This is a genomic window from Novosphingobium sp. AAP1 (assembly GCF_001295765.1).
GTDB lineage: Bacteria > Pseudomonadota > Alphaproteobacteria > Sphingomonadales > Sphingomonadaceae > Novosphingobium > Novosphingobium capsulatum.
The window spans coordinates 204,628-223,975 of record NZ_LJHO01000005.1; the positions used below are offsets into that span (position 1 = coordinate 204,628).

General features: G+C 65.2%; 11 protein-coding genes. 6 read left to right on the top strand and 5 right to left on the bottom strand.

The window, feature by feature from the left end:
• Nucleotide 1: 1 nt before the first annotated feature.
• From glgB to IP65_RS12755, 3 genes are all read right to left on the bottom strand, one after another.
• On the bottom strand, nucleotides 2–2,188 hold the full coding sequence (gene glgB / locus IP65_RS12745; RefSeq protein WP_054132001.1) for a 1,4-alpha-glucan branching protein GlgB: 2,187 nt from the start codon (nucleotides 2,186–2,188) through the stop codon (nucleotides 2–4).
• 10 nt (nucleotides 2,189–2,198) lie between these two features.
• Nucleotides 2,199–4,610, bottom strand: a complete 2,412-nt coding sequence (locus tag IP65_RS12750) for a glycogen/starch/alpha-glucan phosphorylase (RefSeq protein ID WP_022677378.1) — start codon at nucleotides 4,608–4,610, stop codon at nucleotides 2,199–2,201.
• A 564-nt stretch (nucleotides 4,611–5,174) separates the two neighbouring features.
• The gene (locus IP65_RS12755; RefSeq protein ID WP_231627682.1) at nucleotides 5,175–7,253 is read right to left on the bottom strand and encodes a TonB-dependent siderophore receptor; all 2,079 of its coding nucleotides are present in this window, start codon (nucleotides 7,251–7,253) and stop codon (nucleotides 5,175–5,177) included.
• A 659-nt stretch (nucleotides 7,254–7,912) separates the two neighbouring features.
• Between IP65_RS12755 and IP65_RS12760 the strand changes: the two genes are divergently transcribed.
• The 3 genes from IP65_RS12760 (at nucleotide 7,913) to IP65_RS12770 (ending at nucleotide 11,871) form a co-directional block, all read left to right on the top strand.
• On the top strand, nucleotides 7,913–9,313 hold the full coding sequence (locus IP65_RS12760) for an aldehyde dehydrogenase (RefSeq protein ID WP_054131967.1): 1,401 nt from the start codon (nucleotides 7,913–7,915) through the stop codon (nucleotides 9,311–9,313).
• Between the two features lie 152 nt (nucleotides 9,314–9,465).
• On the top strand, nucleotides 9,466–10,317 hold the full coding sequence (locus IP65_RS12765; RefSeq protein WP_054131968.1) for a p-hydroxycinnamoyl CoA hydratase/lyase: 852 nt from the start codon (nucleotides 9,466–9,468) through the stop codon (nucleotides 10,315–10,317).
• 135 nt (nucleotides 10,318–10,452) lie between these two features.
• Complete coding sequence (locus tag IP65_RS12770; protein ID WP_054131969.1) at nucleotides 10,453–11,871, top strand: M20/M25/M40 family metallo-hydrolase; 1,419 nt, start codon at nucleotides 10,453–10,455, stop codon at nucleotides 11,869–11,871.
• Nucleotides 11,872–12,435: 564 nt separating this feature from the next.
• On the opposite strand, the gene betI is transcribed toward IP65_RS12770, so the two are convergent.
• Nucleotides 12,436–13,110 (bottom strand): transcriptional regulator BetI, encoded by a 675-nt coding sequence (betI, locus tag IP65_RS12775; RefSeq protein WP_082350123.1) that lies wholly within the window; start codon nucleotides 13,108–13,110, stop codon nucleotides 12,436–12,438.
• Nucleotides 13,111–13,210: 100 nt separating this feature from the next.
• Between betI and IP65_RS12780 the strand changes: the two genes are divergently transcribed.
• Complete coding sequence (locus IP65_RS12780; protein ID WP_054132003.1) at nucleotides 13,211–14,395, top strand: aromatic ring-hydroxylating dioxygenase subunit alpha; 1,185 nt, start codon at nucleotides 13,211–13,213, stop codon at nucleotides 14,393–14,395.
• Nucleotides 14,396–14,541: 146 nt separating this feature from the next.
• Nucleotides 14,542–16,152, top strand: a complete 1,611-nt coding sequence (locus IP65_RS12785) for an NAD(P)/FAD-dependent oxidoreductase (RefSeq protein ID WP_022677385.1) — start codon at nucleotides 14,542–14,544, stop codon at nucleotides 16,150–16,152.
• Nucleotides 16,153–16,243: 91 nt separating this feature from the next.
• Here IP65_RS12785 and IP65_RS12790 read toward each other — a convergent pair whose 3' ends face one another.
• Nucleotides 16,244–17,545, bottom strand: a complete 1,302-nt coding sequence (locus IP65_RS12790; RefSeq protein WP_028658156.1) for an APC family permease — start codon at nucleotides 17,543–17,545, stop codon at nucleotides 16,244–16,246.
• A gap of 81 nt (nucleotides 17,546–17,626) precedes the next feature.
• Here IP65_RS12790 and IP65_RS12795 point away from each other — a divergent pair, with 81 nt between their 5' ends.
• Nucleotides 17,627–19,228: a sulfotransferase gene (locus IP65_RS12795; RefSeq protein WP_054131970.1), complete on the top strand. Its 1,602-nt coding sequence runs from the start codon at nucleotides 17,627–17,629 to the stop codon at nucleotides 19,226–19,228.
• The last annotated feature ends 120 nt before the right edge of the window (nucleotides 19,229–19,348 follow it).

The window sequence follows — 19,348 nt, forward strand, 5'->3', positions numbered from 1 at the left end:
TTCATTCGGCCTTGCTCTGATATTCAAACATCATCGTTGAAAGCGGCGGCAGGATGACAAACGCCGCCCCGTCTTCCGCCACGATCTTTCCGGCATTGCCCTGGCCGCTGCCGCCATAGTGCGCCGCGTCAGAGTTGAGCACTTCGCGCCATTCCCCGTCGTGCGGCAGGGGCAGGCGATAATGGTCGTGCAAGGCGGGCGTCATGTTGCACACCACCACCACCACCACCGGCGCATGGCCGGGCGCGCGGCGCACCCAGGCAAACACGCTGGCCAGCGCATCGTCCACCACCAGCCATTCAAATCCTTCGCCCTCGCAATCGCGCGCGTGCAGTGCGGGCAGGGCGGCATAGGCGCGGTTCAGATCGCGCACCCAGGCCTGCATGCCGGCGTGGGGAGCATGGTCGAGCATGTCCCAATCGAGCGCGCGCGCCTCGCTCCATTCGCGGCGCTGGGCAAATTCCTGGCCCATGAACAACAGCTTCTTGCCGGGATAGCCCCACATCATCCCGTAATAGGCGCGCAGGTTGGCAAACTTGTGCCAGTCATCGCCGGCCATCTTGCCCAGCATGCTGCCCTTGCCGTGCACCACTTCGTCATGGCTGATCGGCAGCACGAAGTTTTCGGTAAAGGCATAGACCAGGCCGAAGGTGATCTCGTTGTGGTGATAGCGGCGATGCACCGGGTCCCGCGCCATATAGCGCAGGGTATCGTTCATGAACCCCATGTTCCACTTGAAGCCGAAGCCCAGGCTGCTCGGCCGCTCGCCTTCGTCCAGCGCGGGCTGGGTGACGCCGGGCCAGCTGGTCGATTCCTCGGCCATGGTCATCACGCCGGGGCAGGTGCCATAGACCGCCTGGTTCATCGCCCGCAGGAAATCGACCGCTTCCCAGTTCTCGCGCCCGCCCTGGGCATTGGGAATCCATTCGCCGCTCTTGCGCGAATAATCGCGGTACAGCATCGAGGCGACAGCATCCACGCGCAGCCCGTCGACGTGATAGCGTTCGGCCCAGAACAGCGCATTGTTGATCAGGAAATCGCGCACCTCGCGCCGGCCGAAATTGTAGATCGCGGTGTTCCAATCGGGGTGGAACCCTTGGCGCGGGTCTTCATGTTCATAGAGCGCCGTGCCATCGAACCGCGACAGGCCATGCGCGTCGGTGGGAAAATGCGCCGGCACCCAATCGATCAGCACGCCCAACCCGGCGCGGTGGGCGCCATCGACAAAGCGGGCGAAGCCCATCGGCTCGCCAAATCGGGCCGACGGGGCATAGAGCCCGGTGGTCTGATAGCCCCAGCTCGGGTCATAGGGATGCTCTGACACCGGCAGGAACTCGATATGGGTAAAGCCCATGTCGACGGCATAGGGGATCAACTGGTCGGCGAGTTCGTCCCAGCTGTAGAACTCGCGCCCGTCGCCCGGCTTGCGCCACGATCCGGCGTGCACCTCATAGATCGAGATCGGCTGGTGGCGCGGATCGGCCTTTTCCCAGAACGCGCGGTGTTCAGCATCGCCCCAGGCGTGGGGCGGGGCGTCAAGCGTGATTGAGGCGGTATGCGGGCGCAGTTCTGCCGCCAGGGCATAGGGATCGGCCTTGTACGGCTGCACCGTGCCGTCGCTCGCCACGATGCGATACTTGTAGGGCCGCCCACCGCCGATGTCGGGCAGGAACAGTTCCCAGATGCCGGTGTCGCTGCGGCGACGCATCGGGTGGCGGGCACCGTCCCAATCGTTGAAATCGCCCACCACGCTCACCAGCCGGGCATTGGGCGCCCAGACGGCAAAGTGCACGCCGCGTGCGCCTTCGTGATCGATCACGTGGGCGCCCAGCTTGTCGAACAGGCGGTGGTGGGTGCCCTGGCCGATCAGGAAATCATCCACCGGGCCCAGCACCGGCCCGAACGAATAGGGATCGGTCACCTGCCAGCTATGTTGCCCGGCCTGGCAGGCATAGCGCACCGGCTGCGGTGACCCGGCCACTGGCCCTTCGAACAGGCCGCGCGGATCGACACGTTTCAGAACGCCCAGCGGCGTGCCGTCAAGGGCGAACGCTTCTGCCCGTTCGGCGCCGGGCAGAATGGCGCGGGCAAAGGCACCTTGCGGGCCGGGATGCACCCCCAGCAGGGAAAACGGATCGGCATGGGTGCCGTCAAGCAGCGCCGTAATCGCCTCGGCCGGGGGGTGCAGGCTCAGGATGTCACACTCCCCAGATGTCGCGGGCATATTCGCCGATCGTGCGATCGGACGAGAACCAGCCCACGTTGGCGATGTTGCGGATGGCGCTGGCGCGCCACGCCGGCTGGTTGGCCCAGCGCGCGTCGACCCCGCGCTGCGCGGCGTGATAGGCGTCGAAATCGGCCGCAACCAGGAACCAGTCGCTGTCATAGAGCCCGCCCATCAGCCCGGCATAGCGGTGCGGATCGTCGGGCGAGAACACGCCGCTGGCAATGGCCGAGATCGCCTGCTGCAATTCCCGGCTGCCTTCGATCACGGCGCGCGGGTTATAGCCATCGGCGCGGATCGCCGCCACTTCCTCGGCGGTTTTGCCGAAGATCACGATGTTGTCATCGCCGACCCGGTCCTTGATCTCGATGTTGGCGCCATCGAGCGTGCCGATCGTCAGCGCGCCGTTAAGCGCGAACTTCATGTTGCCGGTGCCCGATGCTTCCATCCCGGCCGTGGAAATCTGTTCCGACAGATCGGCGGCAGGGATGATGCGTTCGGCCAGGGTCACGTTGTAGTTGGGCACGAACACCACCTTGAGCAGGCCCCCGACCGAAGGATCGGAGTTGACGCGGCGGGCAATGTCGTTGGCCAGTTTGATGACCAGCTTGGCGTTGTGATAGCTCGACGCCGCCTTGCCCCCAAAGATCTTTACGCGCGGGGTCCAGTCGCGTTCCGGGTGGCTGCGAATTTGATCATAGAGCGCCACCGTCTCGATCAGGTTGAGCAGCTGGCGCTTGTATTCGTGGATGCGCTTGATCTGCACGTCGAACAGGGCATCGGGATCGAGACGGACGCCGGTCAGCTGCTTGATATGCCCGGCCAGCGCCACCTTGTTGGCGCGCTTTACCTCGGCAATGCGTTCGCCAAGCTGCGCGTCATCGGCCATCGCGTTGAGATCGGACAGCTTTTCGGCATCGTCGAGGAACGCATCGCCGATTGCGTCCTTGATCACGCCCACCAGCCGCGGGTTGCACTGCTGCAACCAGCGGCGCGGGGTGACGCCGTTGGTCTTGTTGTTGATGCGCGTGGGATAAAGGGCGTGAAGATCGGCAAACACCGTGGTCTTCATCAGCTCGGTATGCAGCGCGGCCACGCCGTTGATCGAATGCGCGCCCACGAAGGCCAGGTTGGCCATGCGCACGCGCCGCTCGCCGCCCTCGTCGATCAGGCTGATCGCGGCGATCGCACGGTCATCCAGCCCGGCCTTGCGCGCTTCGCGCAACACGCGGCTGTTGATCGCATAGATGATCTGCATGTGGCGCGGCAGCAGGCGTTCGAACAGCGGCAGCGGCCAGCTTTCCAGCGCTTCGGGCAGCAGGGTGTGGTTGGTATAGCCCACCGTGCGCTTGGTCACGTCCCAGGCCTCGTTGAACTCAAGCCCGTACATATCCACCAGAATGCGCATCAGCTCGGCCACGGCCACGCTGGGGTGCGTGTCGTTGAGCTGGATGGCGGCCTTGTCGGGCAGGGTGCGCACGTCGCCATGGTATTGCGCGTGGCGGCGCACGATGTCCTGGATACTGGCGGAGGTGAAGAAGTATTCCTGGCGCAGGCGCAGTTCCTGGCCCGCCGGCGTGCTGTCGGCCGGATAGAGCACGCGCACCAGGGCATCGGCGCGCACCTGCTCGGCCAGTGCGCCAGCGTGGTCACCGGCGTTGAACGCGTCGAGGCGGATGGGATCGAGCGGGTTGGCCGTCCACAGGCGCAGGGTGTTCACCCGCTTGCCCTTGTAGCCCACTACCGGCGTATCGACGGCGCTTGCCTCGACCTTTTCATGCGGGCGCCATTCCACGCCATCGCCGTTGTCGATCACCTCGCCGCCAAAGCCGATCATATAGGCGCTTTCGCGGCGGTCGAACTCCCACGGGTTGCCGTGGCTCAGCCAGGTTTCGGGCAGTTCCACCTGCCAGCCATCGTCGATGCGCTGGCGGAACATGCCGTTCACATAGCGGATGCCATAGCCGTAGGCGGCTATGTCCAGGCTCGCCAGGCTTTCCATGAAGCAGGCAGCCAGGCGGCCAAGGCCGCCGTTGCCCAGCGCCGCATCGGGTTCCAGCTCTTCCAGCGCGGCCAGGTCAAAACCATGGCTGGCCAGCGCCTTTTCCATTTCGCGCGTCAGGCCCAGGTTCGACAGCGCGTCGCGCAGCAGCCGGCCGATGAGGAATTCCAGGCTGAGATAGTAAACCCGCTTGCCGCCCTGGTCATAGGTCTTGCGGGTGGATTCCATCCAGCGATCGATGATCACGTCGCGCAGCGCCAGGCAGGTGGCGGTGTACCAGTCGTGGGGCTTGGCGGCCCGTTCATCCTTGCCCACGCGGTGCCGCAGCACATCGATGATGTGGGCGTCGATCTCGGCAACCTTGGACGTGATTTCGAGGCTCATGGCTATTGCTCCACCTGCTTGGGCCGTGCCGTGCTGCGCGCTTGCGGGCGCAACATGGACCAGGCCGGTTATCCCGGCCTTCCTGTGGCTCCTGCCCCCGTGTCGCGCAGATCCGGCGCCGCCCCCTTGCGACACGCGGCCCCCGGCCAGCGGCTTGTTGCCGCAGCCTGGCATGCACCGGCTGCGACCTCCCGTTGCCAGGGGTAAGCCAGCCTTGCCCCCGCCGACAAGCGCAGAGTTTTGCCCATCACCAGATTGGTGGAAATCGCGCCGGCCCGCTGGCCTTCGTCATGGCCGCCTGCGGCCCTGGTCTTGCGTATGATCGCCCGGTGCAAAAGCCCATCCCCCAAGGCCGTGCGCGCTGCCCTTGCGCGTCTGCCCACGGCTGGAACGCTAGGCGCAAATCCTGCATGTGTCTGCCCGTCGCAGGATAGAATACGATTGCAGGCTGGATGTGCAGCAGCCGGGCTGCGACAGGCTCAGCCTGAACGGTCTGATAGTCCAGAACCCCGTTCGCCCCGAGCCTGTCGAAGGGCCTTTCGTGAAAGCGCTGGCCCGGCGCGCTTACCGCATCCCAATTCGCAGGCCGGCCCACAGCGTGCGCGGCGTGCCGATATCGATCGTGCCGCCCGAATTGCGCGTGACGATCGTGGTATCGAACAGGTTTTCGCCGCGCAGCACCAGGCTGGCCCAGCTGGTCAGCGGGACCTGGGCAAAGGCATCGAGCGTGGTGGCCGCGCGCAGCGGCGCGGTTTGCAGATCGTCTTCATAGGCCAGGCCCACGTGCCGCAGGGTCAGCGCCCCGGTCCAGTGCGGGGCGGGGTGCCAGGCGAGCGTGCCGCTGGCGGCAATGCGCGGCGTCTGCGCCGGGCGCATGCCATCGAGCGCGGTGCCCGGCGCCTCAACCTTGGCGTCGGTCCATGCCAGGCTGCCGTTGAATGACACCGTGCCTGCAGTCACCTCGGCGCCCAGTTCCACGCCGCGCGCATGCACGGCCGCCACGTTCTGGCGCTGGCGCACCGTGGTATTGCCGGTGGACGACAGCGTCACGTTGGCGATCGCATCCTTCACCTTGTTGTCGAACGCGGTGACCGACAGCATCACGCCCTTGGCCGGGGTCAGGTCGATGCCTGCTTCAAAGCCCAGCAGGCGCTCGTTCCTGAGCGTCGGATTGCGCTGGGTGGTGGTCAGCGACACGCCGCCATTGCCATTGGGGGCGGCCAGCGTGAACGAACGATACAGTTCGTTGAGCGTGGGCAGGCGCAGCCCGGTATAGGCCGCGCCGCGCAGCGCCGCCCATGATGCAGCATTGAGCACCGCGCCAGCGCGCCAGCTGCCCTGCCAGCCGCTGCGCGCGGCAACGGCCGGATCGGCTGCCGATGTGCTGGTCACCGTGCCGGCAGCGTTGCGTTCTTCGTAATGGCCCTGGGTGATCGCCCAGCGATCGGCGCGCCCGCCGGCGGTCAGCACCAGCGGCCCCAGCGTCCAGTCGTCCTCGATGAAAAAGCCCACGTCGTCGGTGTGCCCGCCGGCGCGGCGCCGCGCGGTGACCAGGCCGGTTGCCGCCGACAGCGCATTTTCCTTGGTCTCGCCCTCGGCCCGGCGCCAGTCGGTGCCGAGCTTGAGCACGTGGCCACCACCGACCGGCGGCCGCAGTTCGAGCTTGCCGCCCAGGCCAGTGGATGGCGTGGCATATTGGTCCAGCGTCTTCTTGAAGCTGGTGGAGCTGACCGTCACGGCGTGGAAACCGCGCGTCTGGACATAGGCCAGCGCATCGAACTGCCACGCCCCACGGCCCACCAGGCGCAGGCTGGCGTCCTGCCCGCTGATACCATTGTCGGCGCCGGCAAAGCGCAGCGTGCGGTTGTCCTCGAATGCAGCGACGCGGGCCTGCAATTCGACGTCCGGCGTCAAGGGCGCCACGGCGCGCACGCCGGTTGACCAACTGTCATAGCGCGCCCGCACGCTGGCCGGCACGCGCTGGCTTTCCGGCGTGGTCCAGAACCCCTGGCCCCGGTCCCACCGGCCGGTGACGACGGCAAAGCCCTGGCCGAGCGTGGGGGCAAGCGCTGCCGAAAGCGACGTCTCACCCCGATCATCGACCATGCCCTGCGCATTGAGCAGGCCCAGGCTCTGCGCCCCCGCACTGGTCATGTCCACGGTACCGGCCACCGCGCCGGCGCCGAACGCGCCCGAGCCGCCGCCGCGCTGCACGCGCACGCTGGCCAACCGTTCGGGATCGATCGCGGTCATCGGGATATAGCCAAAGAACGGGTCGGCCATCGGTACGCCATCGAGCAGCACCAGCGTGCGGCTGGTGGCATTGCCACCCAGCGCGCGCAGCGTGATGCCCTGCGCCGAAGGGTTGGACGCGCGGCTGTCTGACCGGCGAAACTGTTGCACGCCGGCGGCCGAGAGCAGCGCATCATCGATTCGCCCCGATGCCGTAGCCTGAAGCTGCGCGGCGGAAATCGTCTGGGTGTCATAGGCCGGAGCCGCCGGGCTTTGCCCCAGGCCTTCACCCGTCACCACGATGGTCGCGCCGCCATCACCCGCATCAGGTGCCTCGGCCGCCCAGGCTGCACTCGGCAGGGCCTGCACGAGTGCGGCCGAAACCAGCGCGGCAGGCGCAAGCGACGCCAACAGAACGGAACGGGATTTTGCAACTCTCACGTGCACTTGGCTTTATCCTCTCGTGACGGTCCAGGGCCGGTCGCCCTTATGATCGGGCCGTATGGCGCCGTCATCCGCGTTCGTTATCTTTTTCGGCTTGGGTCTGAACCATGCGGCTTTGCTGCCACATGCCCCCCGGCTCGGCCTCGCCACGATGGTCGTTTGCCCGCCCGCGCGCCATTGATCCTAGGAACAATACGCGGCTCCTTGCTCGGCAAAACCAGACGAAAAAAAAGGCCGCACCAGATGGGCGGCCCTTGGATAGTTTGGGAGAGGATGCCTGAAAGGCCCGTCCCTTTTGTCTGCCGCAGCGCAAAAGCGCAAGTGCGAAAATTTGGTATACAGTTGCATAGAATGCAATTGTTAACACGCTTGCAGGAAACGCTGTTTCCCCCATGGAACCATGGATTAGGGTTAAAATTATGGAAATAAACAGAAAAAGCCGATTGAAACATCCGCAACCGGTTGGCGGCGATGCGCAATTTGCAAACTGCTAAGCCCGTTCGCCTAGGCGAAATGACAGGGTGGGGGCTTACCCTTTCGGGCACGACTTGGCCACTGCTGACAGTCCCGTGTTGCAGGCTCCCGGGATGATTGCTATAAACCATAACATAATTGGGAGACTCACGATGCAGTTCGAACGGCGCAATCCCCTTGATGGTACGGTGGCCTCCTCGGCGCAGGCCATGCAGGCGGCCGACATTCCCGCGATCACGGCGAAGGCGGCCGCTGCCTTTCCCGCGTGGGCTGCGCTGGGCCCCAATGCCCGCCGCGCCGTGCTGATGAAGGCGGCCAGCGCGCTCGAAGCGCGCGCCGATGCCTTTGTCGAGGCGATGATGGGCGAAATCGGCGCGACCAAGGGCTGGGCGCTGTTCAACCTGGGCCTGGCGGCCAGCATGGTGCGCGAAGCGGCGGCCCTTACCACGCAGATCGCTGGCGAAGTGATCCCGTCCGACAAGCCCGGCTGCCTGGCCATGGCGCTGCGCGAACCGGTCGGCACGATCCTGGGCATCGCCCCGTGGAACGCGCCGATCATCCTGGGCGTGCGCGCCATCGCCGTGCCGCTGGCCTGTGGCAACGCCGTGATCCTCAAGGCATCGGAACAGTGCCCGCGCACCCACGCCCTGATCATCGAGGCCTTTGCCGAGGCCGGCTTCCCCGAAGGCGTGGTGCAGGTCGTCACCAATGCCCCGGCCGATGCCGGCGCCGTGGTTGGCGCGCTGATCGATGCGCCGCAGGTCAAGCGTATCAACTTCACCGGCTCCACCGCCGTGGGCAAGATCATCGCCACGCGCGCGGCCGGCCATCTCAAGCCCTGCCTGCTCGAACTGGGCGGCAAGGCGCCCCTGATCGTGCTGGAAGATGCTGATCTGGATGAAGCGGTCAAGGCCGCTGCGTTCGGCGCCTTCATGAACCAGGGCCAGATCTGCATGAGCACCGAGCGGATCATCGTGGTCGAGGCCGTCGCCGCCGAATTTGCCAAGCGGTTCAAGGCCAAGGTCGAAACCCTGGCCGTGGGTGACCCGCGCGAGGGCAAGACCCCGCTGGGCGCGGTGGTCGATGCCAAGACCGTGGCCCACTGCCAAAGCCTGGTGCAGGATGCGCTCGACCATGGCGCCACGCTGCTGGCCGGTGGCGACACCACGCACAACGTGCTGATGCCCGCCCATGTCGTCGATGGCGTGACGCAGGACATGAAGCTGTTCCGCGATGAAAGCTTTGGCCCGGTGGTTGGCGTGATCCATGCCCGCGATGAAGCGCATGCCATCGAACTGGCCAACGACAGCGAATATGGCCTCTCGGCCGCGGTCTTTACCCGCGATACCGCGCGCGGCCTGCGCGTGGCGCGCCAGATCCATTCGGGCATCTGCCACGTCAACGGCCCCACCGTGCACGATGAAGCACAGATGCCCTTCGGCGGCGTCGGCGCCTCGGGCTACGGCCGCTTTGGCGGCAAGGCCGGCATCGACAGCTTCACCGAACTGCGCTGGATCACCATGGAAACCCAGCCCGGTCACTTCCCGATTTAACAGTTCCATCCCCTCGTCATCCCGGGCTTGACCCGGGATCCCGCTTCTTTCTTTGCGACCACCAAAGTGGGACCCCGGATCAAGTCCGGGGTGACGAAGTGAGAAATTCAAATTTCCCATATTTCCGAAACATAACCAGAAAGGACAAGAGCATGGCAGACGAACAGGCCGTTCGCGCGGAAGAGGATACCGTTGCCGTCACGATCGAGAACCGCATCGCCTGGGTGCGTTTCAATCGCCCGGAAAAGCGCAACTGCATGAGCCCCAAGCTCAACCGCCAGATGCTCAAGGTGATCGAGGAACTCGAATTCCGCGATGACGTGGGCGTGCTGGTGCTGTCGGGCGAGGGCGATGCCTGGTCGGCCGGCATGGATCTCAAGGAATACTTCCGCGAAACCGAAGCGCAGGGCCTGTGGGCGATCCGCAAGTCGCAGCGCGAAGCCTATCGCTGGTGGAACCGCCTGCGCTGGTATGAAAAGCCAACGATCGCCATGGTCAACGGCTGGTGCTTTGGCGGCGGCTATGGCCCGCTCTATGCGTGCGATATCGCCGTCGCTTCCGACGATGCGCAGTTCGGCCTGTCGGAAATCAACTGGGGCATCCTGCCGGGCGGCGGCGCGTCCAAGGTGGCGGCCGATCTCATGCCGCTGCGCAAGGCGATCTATCACGCCATGATGGGTGAAAACCTCACCGGTCCGCAGGCGGCGGCGCAAGGGCTGGTTACCGAATCCGTGCCCCACGCCCAGCTCAAGGCCCGCGTGACCGAGATTGCCGAGGCGCTGCTCAAGAAGGACGGCCATGCCCTGCGCGCCACCAAGTGGGCCGTGCGTCGCATGATCGACATGACCTATGAAAACGCCGAAGACTATCTGATCCGCGCCCAGGAAGCGCTGCACAGCTATGGTGGCGTGGCCGCCCGCAAGGAAGCCACGCGCCAGTTCCTCGATGAAAAGAGCTTCAAGCCCGGTCTCGGCACGTTCGATACGTCCAAGGTCAAGGGCTGATCCACACTCTGCTGCGGCAGGCGCAAGCCCCGGTGCCCCATGGGCGCCGGGGTTTTGCACATCTGGCATCGCAAAAAAGGTTGTGTGCGAAACCGATCGGTATCAGGTTCCGCGCCCAGAAGGAGTGCCCCCCACATGAAACTGACGTTGCACCTGGTTTCGCCTGCCATTCTGAGCGTTGCCGCCGTGGCGCTTGCCAGCACGCCCGCGCTTGCCGCCGGCAATTCCCATGCCGAGGCCGAAGCCCAGACTCTCGAGCTGTCCAAGCAGAGCATCGCCATGCGCTCGGTCCAGGGGCCGGGCAACGAAACGCCCAAGGTGGCGGCACTCTATCGCGACGCGCTGGTCAAGGCCGGCTGGGCGGCGTCCGACATCGACATCGTGCCCGTTGACGATACCGCCTATCTGATCGCCACCTGGAAGGGCAGCGATCCCAGCCTCAAGCCGCTGGTGCTGTCGGGCCACATGGACGTGGTCGAGGCCAAGCGCGCCGATTGGCAGCGCGATCCCTTCGTGCCGGTGGTCGAACACGGCTATCTGTTCGGGCGCGGCGCGCTCGACATGAAGTTCAACGCCGCGCTCGCGGTCTCCACGCTCATCGAGATGCGCCACAAGGGCTACAAGCCCAAGCGCACGATCATCATCGCCTTTTCTGGCGATGAAGAAACCACGATGAAGACCAGCCGCCTGATTGCCGAACGGCTCAAGGGCCAGGCGGGCCTGGTCATCAACGTCGATGGTGGTGGCGGCATGCTGGCCGAAGATACCGGCAAGCCGCTGGCCTGGACCTGGGACGGCGCGGAAAAGAACTATGCCGATTTCCAGCTGGAAGTGACCAACCCCGGCGGCCACAGTTCCGCCCCGCGCAAGGACAATGCGATTGTCCAGCTCAGCCAGGCGCTGGTCAATATCGGCGCCTATCACTTCACCCCGGAACAGAGCCCGCTGACCAAGGCGTTCTTCGAAAGCGCCGCCAAGATCACGCCTGATCCCAAGGTTGCCGGCGCGATGCGTTCGTTCGCGGCCGACCCCACCGATGCCGATGCCATCGCCACGCTGCGGTCCTTGCCCGAATTCATTGGCCGCATCGAAACCACCTGCGTGCCCACCATGGTCAACGGCGGCCACGCCTTGAACGCGCTGCCGCAGCGCGCCACGGCCAACATCAACTGCCGCATCTTCCCCGGCCACAAGCGCGAAGACATCATGGCCGAACTGGCCAAGGTGGCTAACATGCCGGTGGTCAAGTTCAGCGACGTGACCGAAGGCTCCACCCCGTCACCGGCCAGCCCGATGCGCCCCGATTTCGTCAATGCGGCGAACAAGGCCATTCACCTCGCTTATCCCGGCATCGCGGTGATCCCGGCCCAGGCCTCGGGCGCCTCGGACTCGATGTGGTATCGCGTCAACGGCGTGGATGCCTATGGCGCCAGCCCCGTGCTGATCAAGGACAGCGAAGAATTCGCCCACGGCCTGAATGAACGCGTGCCGCTGTCAAACGTCGCGCCCGGCGTGGTGTACTTCACCAGCCTGTTAACCGACCTGTCGAAGTAAACATCTGACCAAAAAGCCCCCTCCTCTTCAGAGGAGGGGGTTGGGGATGGTGGAGCGAGAGCGCTACTGTAGCTGTCAACGAGGTAGCTCAGGAAGATTTACATGAGCCGGAGGTTGCGCGAACAAGAGCCCAGGTGGAACGAATACCGGGCTAGCCGGCAAGCGAACTACGCGCGACTTATGAAGTGCCACAGCCCGCAGGCGCATTGGTTCGCGCAGCGCCACATTTCACAAATTCGGGCGATGCGCCGTGTGTTGCTCAACGGCGGGCAACCTACCTATCGGGCATTCAGTTCCCCTCGCGTCCTCCAAGTTTGGAAAGACATGCGCAGGATGGCGATAGAAGCAAAGCAGCGGGCATTAATCCGCAAACTCCCTCGCCGGGAGCAAATCCGACGAATTGCCAGATTGACCCAGCAACTCAGCGCGCTTTGGTGAGGACTTAGGACACGACACTAAGCGGGACCCCGGATCAAGTCCGGGGTGACGAAGAAATAATTAAACTGCAGATATTTAACGTCACCCCGGACTTGATCCGGGGGCCCGCTTGGACGTTGGTGGGCGTTACTCGCCCACCATATCTCCACACACCGTCCCCAGAAACCGCCGCGCAATCGCCCCGGCTTCCTCGCTGGAAAAGCACTGCGGCGACAGGCACAGTTCCAGCCACAACCCGTCCACCAACGCCGTCACCGCAATGGCGGCGTGGCGCAAGTCACCCTCGGCCACGCCGGCCTCGCGCAGCAACTGCTCCAGCCGGGCGCGATAGCCGGCATATTGCTCGTCGTGCTGGCGGGCGATCTGTGGCTGGCTGGTCACCAGGCTCCAGAACGCGATCCACGTGGCCAGCAAGGCCGGCTGGGCAATCGGCGCGGTAAAGCTGGCGGTGACGAATGCCTCAAGCTGGGCGCGTGGATCGCTGGGCGCGGCCGCCACCGCCGCATTGAGTGCCTGCGTCACCATGGCATCGACGTGGGTATAGGTTTCGGCGATCAGCGCATCGATCCCGCTGAAATAGTGTCCCACCAGCCCAGGCGATACGCCAGCCTCCTGTGCAATCGCGCGCACGCTGGCGCCATTGGCCCCGGCGCGGGCCAGCACGCGCATCGCCGCCTCGATCAGGCTGTGGCGGCGCGCATCGGGTTCGGCCCGGCGTGGCAGCGCGCGATCTGTGGCGGCGGCACGGGCGGGGGTGGCGGCACGCGGAACGCGCCCAGGCCGGGGATCGGCACCTTGCATCTTGCACTTCCCGATGGTTGTTGTACGATCGTTCAATAAGAAATCACGCGGGGAGTCACCCATGGCCGATCTTGCCCTTGATGAACACCGCCATTTGACCATGGCGCAATGCGCCGGTGACGGCGCCGCGCCCGATCCCGATGCCGATTGGAGCTTGCCGGGCTGGATCTATCGCGATCCTGAATTTGCCGCGCTGGAGATGGAGCGGATCATTCGCCCCTCATGGCAGATCGTGTGCCACGCCAGCGATCTGGACCAACCCGGCGCCTGGCGCAGCCTGGCCTATTGCGGCGAGAACGTCATCGTCATCCGGGGCGAGGACGGCGGCCTGCGCGCATTTCACAACCTGTGCCGCCACCGCGCCATGCGCCTGGTCGATGGCGCAGCGGGCTGCGCGCGCAAGCTGGTGTGCCCTTATCACGCCTGGACCTATGAAACCGATGGGCGGCTGACCGGTGTGCCGATGAAGCGCGATTATCCCGCGCTCGATCTGGCGCAGAACGGACTGGTGCCGGTCGATCTGGAAGTGTGGCACGGCTTCGTCTTCGTGCGGCTGGAGGATCACGGCTTCCCCTCGGTGGCCGAGATGATGGCGCCCTATGAAGCCGAAGTGGCGCCCTATCGCCTGGCCGACATGCGCCGCATGGGCGATGTGCGCGAACGCAGCCGCGCCGTGAACTGGAAGAACGTCGGCGATAACTATTCGGATAACCTGCACATTCCCGTGGCGCACGACGGCCTCTCGCGCATCTTTGGCAAATCCTACGAGATTTCGGCAGAGCCCTGGGTCGATCGCATGAAGGGCGATCTGGTCGATGCGCCCAGTCCGCATTTCTGGGAGCGGTTCTATCAGACGCACCTGCCGCGCGTGCCGCATCTGCCCGATGTGGCGCAGCGGCGCTGGCTCTATTACAAGCTGTGGCCCAACATGGCGTTCGACATCTATGCCGATCAGGTCGATTTCATGCAGTGGCTGCCGACATCGCCAACCACCTGCACCTTGCGCGAAATGGTCTTCGCCTTGCCCGACAGCGAAACCCCGCCCGAACAGCGGCGCACGATGAAGCTGGTGCGCTATGCCAACTGGCGGATCAACCGCGTGGTCAATGCCGAGGATACCTGGCTGATCACCAACGTGCAGCAGGGCATGCAATCGGCCCGCTATGGCGCCGGTCCGATCGGCCGCAGCGAAGTGTGTCTGCGCAGCTTTGCCCGCAAGATCCGCACCTTGATTCCCGAGGCACGGCTGCATCATCAGCCTGCCGAAGGGTGGAGCAGGCGCTAAACCTTTTCGTCGTCACCCCGGACTTGATCCGGGGTCCCGCTTCTTTTCCGGCGCTGTGCCAGCATTCCAGCTGGACCCCGGATCAAGTCCGGGGTGACGATGCCATCAACAACAGTATCTTTTGATCCCACGAAGGAACCCACACGATGAGCAACCGCTACGACGCCCTGATCATCGGCGGCGGCCACAACGGCCTGGTCTGTGCATTCTACCTCGCCAAGGCCGGCATGAAAGTGCGCGTGCTGGAGCGGCGCGACATTGTTGGCGGCGCCTGCGTGACCGAGGAATTTCATCCTGGCTTCCGCAATTCCACCGCCAGCTACACCGTCAGCCTGCTGCGCCCGCAGGTGATTGCCGACATGAAGCTGGCCGATCACGGCTATCGCGTGCTCGAACGCCAGATCAGCAACTTCTTCCCGTTTGCCGATACCTATCTCAAGCTGGGTGGCGGCGCGGAGCGTACGCAGGCCGAATTTGCGCGCTTTTCGCAAAAGGATGCGGCGGCCTACCCGCACTATGACGCCGCGCTGGAAAAGGTCGCACAGGTGCTGCGCGATCTCTCGCTGCAATGCCCTCCCAACGTGGGTGGCGGGCTGCATGCCTTGGCCGCCGCTGCCAAGCAGGGCTGGCCGCTGGCCAAGATGGACGTGGTGGCGCAGCGCGACCTGCTCAACATCTTCACCCGTTCCGCGCGCGATTTCCTCGATAGCTGGTTCGAGGATGACCACGTCAAGTCCGCCTTCGGATTCGATGCCGTGGTCGGCAATTTTGCCGGCGTGTCCACGCCCGGCTCGGCCTATGTCCTGCTCCACCACGTGTTTGGCGAGGTTAACGGCAAGCTGGGCGCCTGGGGCCACGCGGTCGGCGGCATGGGCGCGATTACCCAGGCCATGGCCAAGGCCTGCGCGCTCGCCGGGGTGGAAATCAGCCTGGAAAGCCCGGTCGACAAGGTTCTGATCAACAACGGCAAGGCCGCCGGGGTCAAGCTGGCGGGCGGCGAGGAGCTTTATGCCCCGATCGTGGCCGCCAACGTCGGCCCCGCGCTGCTCTATCGCCAGTTGGTCGATCGCAGCGACCTGGCGCCCGATTTTGCCCGCGCCATGGACGGGTACAAGACCGGCTCGGGCACGTTCCGCATGAACGTGGCGCTGTCGGAACTGCCCGATTTCACCGTGCTGCCGGGCAAGCAGCAGGCCGAACACCACACCGCCGGCATCATCATCGCGCCGGGCATGGACTATATGGACCAGGCCTATGACGATGCGCGCGTGCATGGCTGGTCGAAAAAGCCGATCGTCGAAATCAAGATCCCCAGCACGGTGGACAAGACCCTGGCCCCCGAAGGCGCCCATGTCGCCAGCCTGTTCTGCCAGCAGTTCAGCCCGCAGTTGCCCGACGGCCGCAGCTGGGACGATGTGCGCGAGGACGTGGCCGATCACGTGATCAACACGATCACCGAACACGCGCCCAACTTCAAGAACGCGGTCATCGCCCGCCAGATTCACTCGCCGCTCGATCTGGAACGCAAATTCGGCCTGATTGGCGGCGATATCTTCCACGGCCGGATGAGCCTGGAACAGCTGTGGGCCGCGCGCCCGGTGCTGGGCCACGGCGATTATCGCGCCCCGATCAAGGGCCTCTACATGTGCGGATCGGGCACGCACCCGGGCGGCGGCGTGACCGGCGCACCGGGCCACAATGCTGCGGCCGAAATCATCCGCGACCGCTCGCTGCTGTGGAAAATGCTGCACCGGTAAGCGCGCAACAAAAAGGCCCCCTCCTCTTCAGAGGAGGGGGTTGGGGGTGGTGAGATGTCTCGCGCAAATCATTGAAAAGTAGGACCCCTCATCAAGCCCCGGCTGACGCCATCTTACCCTTCCGCCACCGCACTGCCAGGTAGACCGGCAGCCCCAGCGCCACCAGCACCAGGCCATAGGCAATCGCTTCCAGCCCCAGGCCCCACAGCGCCCAGACGTTGAATGCTGCGGCCAGCACGGCCAGCACTACCACCCAGGGTTCATCGCGTAGCAGGCGCATCGCCGAGGCCATCGTGGCGATATAGGTCAGCATGCCCGCCGCCAGGCTGATCGAGGCGATGAAGGTGAACAGGTTGCCCATGTCGCGGCCATAGTTGAGCAGCGTGATCACCGTCAGCAGGCCCGACGACACCAGATGCGCGTTGATCGGCGTGCCGGCCTTGGTTTCCTTGCCGAACCAGGCGGGAAACAGCCCGTCGCGCGCCATGGCCCAGGGAACTTCGCCCTGGACCAGGATAAAGCCATTGAGCGTGCCGAACGCGCTGATCGCGGCAAAGATCGCCACTACGCCCGAAATATCGCCGCCCAGCCGCCGGCCCAGGAATTCCGCGACGGGCGAGGGGGAGGCCGCCGCTGCGCCCTGTGGCATATAGGCCTGGAACGCCAGTGCGATGCCCAGGTACACCGCGCCGGCCAGCGCCACGCCCCACAAGGTGGCGCGCGGCACCACGCTGCCGGCGTTCTCCACCTTGTCCGATGGCACGGTGGCCGATTCCAGCCCGAGGAACCCCCAGAAGGTGAGGCCCGCCGCACTGGCAATGAGCGTGGGCGAAAGCGGCACGGGCGGCTGCGCCACATGCGGCGTGCCGGTGACGAACAGCCATAGCGCCAGACCGATCAGCCCGACCAGCGGCACAAGCTTGAGCACCGTGGTGATCACCTGCACATCGCCCGCGCCGCGCACGCCGCGAATGTTGACCGCCGTCAGCAGCCATACCGCGCCCACTGCGACGGCCGCCGGCGCGCCGGGGGTGTGGCTCAACCACGGCACCAGCAGGCTGAGGTTCGACACCACCGCCACCGCCACCGCGCCGTTGCCCGCCCACAGCATCGTCCAATAGGCCCAGGCTGCGGCAAAACCCGCGCCCGGCCCGAATTGCTGCATGACATAGGCAAACGGCCCGCCCGGCAGCGGCTGGCGGGCGGAAAGGCGGGCAAAGACCGTGGCCATGCACAGCGATCCGCCAATCGTGACCATCCATCCAGCCAGCTGGTTGGCGCCGAGCGGGGCCAGCGTTGCCGGCAGCAGGTAAATCCCCGAACCGATCAGGTTGCCCACCACCAGGGCCAGCGTCATCCAGAAACCAAGACCACGTTTTGCTTTCTCGTTCACGCCGTAAAATCCTCCGGGGTCTGGTAGCAACAGAGACTAACGCTTGATCGCGCGGCGTCACCATGTTTGTTGTGCGGTCTGATGAGCACCGTGACCTTGGCCCCGCGCCCCGCCTATGATCCGCGCCTTGTCGCTGCCGCCGCAGCGATGAACGCCAATGACCTGCCCCGGGCAGAACCGCTGCTGCGTGCGCTGCTCAAGGATGATCCCTTCGATGTGCGCGCGATCCGGCTGTTTGCCGAACTGGCCGGCCGCATCGGCCGCTATGCCGATGCGGAAAACCTGCTGCGCCGCGCGATCGAGCTGGACCCGGCGTTCACCCCGGCGCGCGCCAATCTGGCGCTGGTGCTCTATCGCACCAACCGCGCGGCAGAGGCGCTGGATCAGCTGGCGCAAGTGACGCAGGAAGACCCCGAAAACCTCGGCCATGCCAATCTCGCTGCCGCCGCCAATGGCCGCATCGGCGCGTTCGATGCCGCGCTCGCCCTCTACGAACGCGTGCTTGCCGAAGCGCCCGATCAGCCGCGCGTTTGGATGAGCTATGGGCACATGCTCAAGACCGTGGGCCGCCAGGCCGATGGCATTGCCGCCTATCGCCGTGCCCTGGCGCTGATGCCGGGGCTGGGTGAAGCGTGGTGGAGCCTGGCCAATCTCAAGACAGTGCGCTTTGATGATGCCGATATTGTCGCGATGCAGCAGGCGCTCGACGATCCCGCGCTCGATGCCGAAGATCGCTGGCACCTCGATTTCGCACTGGGCAAGGCGTTCGAAGATCGCAAGCAGGCGGCCGATGCCTTTGCCCACTATGCTGCGGGCAATGCGCTGCGCCGCCGCCGCATTCCCTACAAGGCCGATGAAACCACCGCGACCGTCGATGCGATGATCGCCACGGCCACGCCAGACCTGTTTGCCGCGCGCGCCGGGGCCGGGTGCGATGCGCCCGATCCGATCTTCATCCTGGGCATGCCGCGCGCCGGCTCTACCCTGGTCGAACAGATCCTGGCCAGCCACAGCCAGGTCGAGGGCACCAGCGAATTGCCCGATATCGCGCAGCTGGCGCGCAAGGTGCCCGATTATCCTGCCGGGCTTGCCACGCTGGCGCCCGATGAATTGCGCGCGATGGGCGAAAGCTATCTGCACAGCACGCGCATCCAGCGCCACACCGACCGGCCGCTGTTCATCGACAAGATGCCCAACAACTGGGTGCATGTGCCGCTGATCCGCCTGATCCTGCCGCGCGCGCGGATCATCGACGCGCGCCGCCATCCGCTCGGTTGCTGCTTTTCCAACTTCAAGCAGCATTTCGCGCGGGGGCAGGGCTTCTCGTACGATCTGGCGGACATGGGCCGCTATTACGCCGATTACGTACGCCTCATGGCCCATGTCGATGCGGTGCAGCCCGGCGCCGTGCACCGCGTGATCTATGAACGCATGGTCGATGATACCGAGGCGCAGGTGCGCGCGCTGCTCGACGCCTGCGGCCTGCCGTTCGAGCCGGCGTGCCTGGCCTTCTACCAGACCGAGCGCGCCGTGCGCACCGCCAGTTCCGAACAAGTGCGACAGCCGATTTTCCGCGAAGGCACCCAGGCCTGGCAGCCGTTCGAGCCATGGCTCGATCCGCTCAAGGCCGCGCTGGGGCCGGTGCTCGATGCCTATCCTGACGCGCCGCAAACTTATGTCTGAAACCGGCAATGCGTTGCAAAACTGCCACGGTCATCTGTGATCGATTGGTGGAGTTTGTAACCGCTTGACGCACGATCGTGTCGCAGCGCACACCCAACGCACAAGAATTGCAACAGGGTG